The sequence below is a fragment of the Citrobacter sp. wls717 genome (assembly GCF_005280955.1).
GTDB classification, from domain to species: domain Bacteria; phylum Pseudomonadota; class Gammaproteobacteria; order Enterobacterales; family Enterobacteriaceae; genus Citrobacter; species Citrobacter werkmanii.
In genome coordinates this window covers 1-4,195 of the sequence record NZ_SZWW01000019.1, presented here as the reverse complement: position 1 = coordinate 4,195, position 4,195 = coordinate 1, and the positions used below count along the sequence as shown (strand labels likewise).

The following is a 4,195-nucleotide window of genomic DNA, read 5'->3' as shown; positions in this document are numbered from 1 at the left end:
GTCTGTACGAAATGAAACCTGCCGGATGCGGCATCCCGCCTTATCCGGCCTGCCAAAGCGCATCAGGCAACCCCCTTGCCTCCATAAGACAAGCCATCCTGCGGCATATGCGGTAAACTAAGCGCGATTTTGCATCAGGAAAGCGTCTATGAATCACTCCCTTAAAGCCTGGAACACCTTCGGTATCGATCAACAAGCTAATGAGCTTGTCTGCGCCGAAAATGAGCAACAACTGCTGAATGCCTGGCAATCAGCGAATGCATCACATCATCCAGTACTGATCCTGGGCGAGGGGAGTAACGTCCTGTTTCTCGATACCTTCCATGGAACGGTGATCGTCAATCGAATCAAGGGCATTGAGATTACAGAACAACCTGAGGCGTGGCACCTGCACGTCGGTGCCGGTGAGAACTGGCATCATCTGGTACAGCACACGCTGCAAGAAGGTATGCCTGGACTGGAAAATCTGGCACTCATTCCCGGATGTGTCGGTTCATCGCCCATTCAGAATATTGGTGCTTATGGTGTGGAGCTGCAGCGTGTCTGTGAATATGTGGACTGCGTTGAACTGTCAACCGGTAAACATCTACGCGTCAGCGCCGCGGAATGTCGTTTTGGTTACCGTGACAGCATCTTCAAGCATGAATATCAGGATCGTTTCGCAATCGTTGCCGTTGGTTTGCGCTTGCCTAAACAGTGGCAGCCCGTTCTCACTTACGGTGACCTGACGCGTCTGGATCCTACAACCGTGACGCCTCAGCAGGTTTTTGATTCTGTCTGTCATATGCGCACAACAAAGCTGCCTGACCCGAAAGTTAACGGTAATGCCGGTAGCTTCTTTAAAAACCCGGTTGTTACAGCGCACGTTGCGCAGGAACTGTTGGCCAAATTCCCGACTGCGCCTCATTACCCGCAGGTAGATGGTTCAGTAAAACTGGCTGCCGGCTGGCTTATCGATCAATGCCAGCTAAAAGGCATGCGTATTGGTGGGGCAGCGGTACATCAGCAGCAAGCACTGGTACTGATTAATGCAGACCGTGCGACCAGTCAGGATGTGGTACAACTAGCGCATCATGTACGCCAAAAAGTCGGTGAGAAATTCAATGTCTGGCTCGAACCCGAGGTCAGATTTATTGGCCCACAGGGTGAAGTGAATGCTGTGGAGATCATCGCATGAAAGATAATACCGTCCCCCTGACGCTTATTTCCTTGTTAGCCGACGGCGAATTTCATTCTGGTGAGCAGCTTGGTGAACAGCTGGGAATGAGCCGTGCGGCAATCAATAAGCATGTTCAGACGCTACGCGACTGGGGCGTTGATGTCTTTACTGTTCCCGGTAAAGGATACAGCTTACCTGAGCCTATCCAGTTATTAGACTCATCACTGATTCATTCTCAGTTGGATGGAGGGAATATCACGGTTCTGCCGGTTATCGACTCAACCAACCAGTACCTGATGGACCGTATTGGTCAACTGGAGTCAGGGGATGCCTGCGTCGCTGAGTATCAGCAGGCCGGTCGTGGTCGCCGCGGACGTAAGTGGTTCTCACCGTTTGGCGCCAATCTGTATCTCTCAATGTTCTGGCGACTGGAGCAAGGACCGGCAGCCGCAATTGGTCTGAGTCTGGTGATTGGTATTGTCATGGCGGAGGTTTTACGCGATTTGGGGGCGGATAAAGTTCGCGTGAAATGGCCGAACGATCTCTATCTGCTCGATCGTAAACTGGCCGGAATTCTGGTTGAACTCACCGGTAAGACGGGCGATGCCGCGCAAATTGTTATCGGTGCGGGTATTAATATGTCCATGCGCCGGGTAGAAGAGAATGTCGTTAATCAGGGCTGGATTAATCTCCAGGAAGCGGGAATTAACATTGACCGCAATACCCTTGCTGCCCGACTAATCCGCGAGCTGCGCGCTGCGTTGGTATTGTTTGAGCATGAGGGCTTAGCGCCGTATTTGTCCCGCTGGAAGACGCTGGACAACTTTATCGACCGCCCGGTAAAACTCATTATTGGCGATAAAGAAATATTTGGGATATCTCGTGGAATAGATGCACAAGGTGCATTATTGCTCGAACAAAATGGCGTGATAAAACCCTGGATGGGCGGAGAAATATCGCTCAGAAGCGCTGAATAATAACAAGGGGAGCTGCGGCTCCCCTTGTTAATTTATTTGCGTAGTCTGACCTCTTCAACAGCATGATTGGCGCTTTTGGTCATGATTAAGCTGGCACGCTCACGCGTTGGTAAAATATTTTGCTTTAAATTCAGCCAGTTAATCTCTTTCCATAACGAAGTGGCCGTGTTGATTGCCTCGTCTTCCGACAATTTCGCATAATTATGGAAATAAGAGTCTGGGTTGGTAAATGCTCCTTCGCGGAATTTCAGGAAGCGGTTGATATACCACGTCTGGAGTAATTCCTCTGGTGCATCAACATAAATAGAAAAGTCGACAAAATCAGAAACAAATACATGATGTGGATCGTGAGGATAATCCATCCCGCTCTGTAATACATTAAGCCCTTCAAGTATTAATATGTCGGGTTGGGCAACAGTTTTGTCGCCATCAGGGATCACATCATAGATAAGATGGGAGTATACCGGTGCCGTGACGTTGGGTACGCCTGACTTCAAATCGGAAACGAATTTAACCAGGCGGTGCATATCATAGGACTGAGGGAAGCCTTTCTTCTTCATGAGTCCACGATCTTTCAACACCTGATTGGGATGAAGAAAACCGTCGGTCGTAATCAATTCAACCTTACGATGCTCAGGCCAGCGACTCAACAGTGCCTGCAAAACACGTGCTGTGGTGCTTTTGCCAACGGCGACGCTGCCAGCAATGCTGATAATATAAGGAATACGCTCGCCGTTAGTGCCTAAAAATTGCTCCAGCACCGCCTGACGTCGCAGGTTCGAACTGATGTAAAAATTTAGCAAACGCGATAGAGGCAAATAAATTTCGGCAACTTCTTCCAGCGACAAGTCTTCGTTAATGCCTTTCAGACGAGCAATCTCTTCCTCGGTCAGGGTCATTGGCACGGAATCACGAAGCGCAGCCCACTGGTTGCGATCAAACTGTAGGTAAGGCGACGTTAACGCTTGCTCTTTTATACTCATACGCATGGTCTGGCTGTCATTGCTATATCAGGTCTGCGGTAAAAAAACGAAATCATCCCCGGCACGCAATGGCACGCACATTTCAGTTAATTTGGACAATGGGCAGGAGGGTAACACCAGATGAGGGGGAATAATAAGAAAAAATCATCCCCTGAAAAGCAATGTGACGGCAATTCCAGATGTATAAAGAGGTACTTTCTCTCTATGGATAAGTGCATGGCGGCGAAAAACTTGCCTTTGGAAGGGCGCGCGCCGTTGGAAATTTGTCCAATCATACGAAGAAATAGATTATTTATCGGACGTATAGTGCAAAATGTGAGCGATAGAACATTTTATGCAATTTTTTAGTTGCATGAGTGCGCAGGTCTCCATAAAATGCGCGCTACTTGATGCCGACTTAGCTCAGTAGGTAGAGCAACTGACTTGTAATCAGTAGGTCACCAGTTCGATTCCGGTAGTCGGCACCATCAAGTCCGGTGGGGTTCCCGAGCGGCCAAAGGGAGCAGACTGTAAATCTGCCGTCACAGACTTCGAAGGTTCGAATCCTTCCCCCACCACCACTTTCTGGCAGCGTTATCGCCGCCTGAGTTGGTTAAAAAATTAATCAGCTCGAACATAAAAGAGAGAAATCTCTTTTTTGTTACAGAAAGAACTGGGTAGCCGAGTTTCAGGATGCGGGCATCGTATAATGGCTATTACCTCAGCCTTCCAAGCTGATGATGCGGGTTCGATTCCCGCTGCCCGCTCCAGACGTGCTGATATGGCTCAGTTGGTAGAGCGCACCCTTGGTAAGGGTGAGGTCCCCAGTTCGACTCTGGGTATCAGCACCACTTCACTTCTCCTTCCCGTTTCTCTCTGTTTACTTTTAAAAGCATTCAACAGCTCAGGTATATTGCCTGGTTGATGTGGTGATATCACCGATTTATCCGTGTCTTAGAGGGACAATCGATGTCTAAAGAAAAATTTGAACGTACTAAACCGCACGTTAACGTCGGTACTATCGGCCACGTTGACCATGGTAAAACAACGCTGACCGCTGCAATCACTACCGTACTGGCTAAAACCTACGGCGGTGC

Annotated in this window: 4 protein-coding genes, 4 tRNA genes and 1 pseudogene; 7 read left to right on the top strand and 2 right to left on the bottom strand. The window is 49.0% G+C overall.

Going from position 1 to position 4,195, the window contains the following annotated elements; genetic code table 11:
• The first annotated feature begins 148 nt into the window (after window positions 1-148).
• Together murB and birA are read left to right on the top strand one after the other, a co-directional pair.
• The gene (gene murB, locus FDX09_RS13650) at window positions 149-1,177 is read left to right on the top strand and encodes a UDP-N-acetylmuramate dehydrogenase (protein WP_087856916.1); all 1,029 of its coding nucleotides are present in this window, start codon (window positions 149-151) and stop codon (window positions 1,175-1,177) included.
• On the top strand, window positions 1,174-2,136 hold the full coding sequence (gene birA, locus FDX09_RS13645) for a bifunctional biotin--[acetyl-CoA-carboxylase] ligase/biotin operon repressor BirA (RefSeq protein ID WP_038636096.1): 963 nt from the start codon (window positions 1,174-1,176) through the stop codon (window positions 2,134-2,136). Before murB ends, birA begins: the two co-directional genes overlap by 4 nt.
• Before the next feature lie 32 nt (window positions 2,137-2,168).
• Here the strand turns inward: birA and coaA are convergent, their stop codons facing one another.
• Window positions 2,169-3,119, bottom strand: coding sequence for a type I pantothenate kinase (gene coaA, locus FDX09_RS13640; RefSeq protein ID WP_032940924.1), 951 nt, complete (start codon window positions 3,117-3,119; stop codon window positions 2,169-2,171).
• 303 nt (window positions 3,120-3,422) lie between these two features.
• Window positions 3,423-3,491, bottom strand: a pseudogene (locus tag FDX09_RS23940) (hypothetical protein); the annotation flags it as partial.
• A gap of 19 nt (window positions 3,492-3,510) precedes the next feature.
• Between FDX09_RS23940 and FDX09_RS13630 the strand changes: the two are divergent.
• The 5 genes from FDX09_RS13630 to FDX09_RS13610 all read left to right on the top strand — a co-directional run.
• Window positions 3,511-3,586: transfer RNA gene (locus FDX09_RS13630), tRNA-Thr, on the top strand.
• A gap of 8 nt (window positions 3,587-3,594) precedes the next feature.
• Window positions 3,595-3,679, top strand: a tRNA-Tyr gene (locus FDX09_RS13625).
• A 114-nt stretch (window positions 3,680-3,793) separates the two neighbouring features.
• A tRNA-Gly gene (locus tag FDX09_RS13620) sits at window positions 3,794-3,868 on the top strand.
• A 5-nt stretch (window positions 3,869-3,873) separates the two neighbouring features.
• Window positions 3,874-3,949 (top strand) — tRNA-Thr (locus FDX09_RS13615).
• A 118-nt stretch (window positions 3,950-4,067) separates the two neighbouring features.
• A partial coding sequence (locus FDX09_RS13610) for a GTP-binding protein (RefSeq protein WP_000031651.1) occupies window positions 4,068-4,195 on the top strand: 128 nt, incomplete at its 3' end.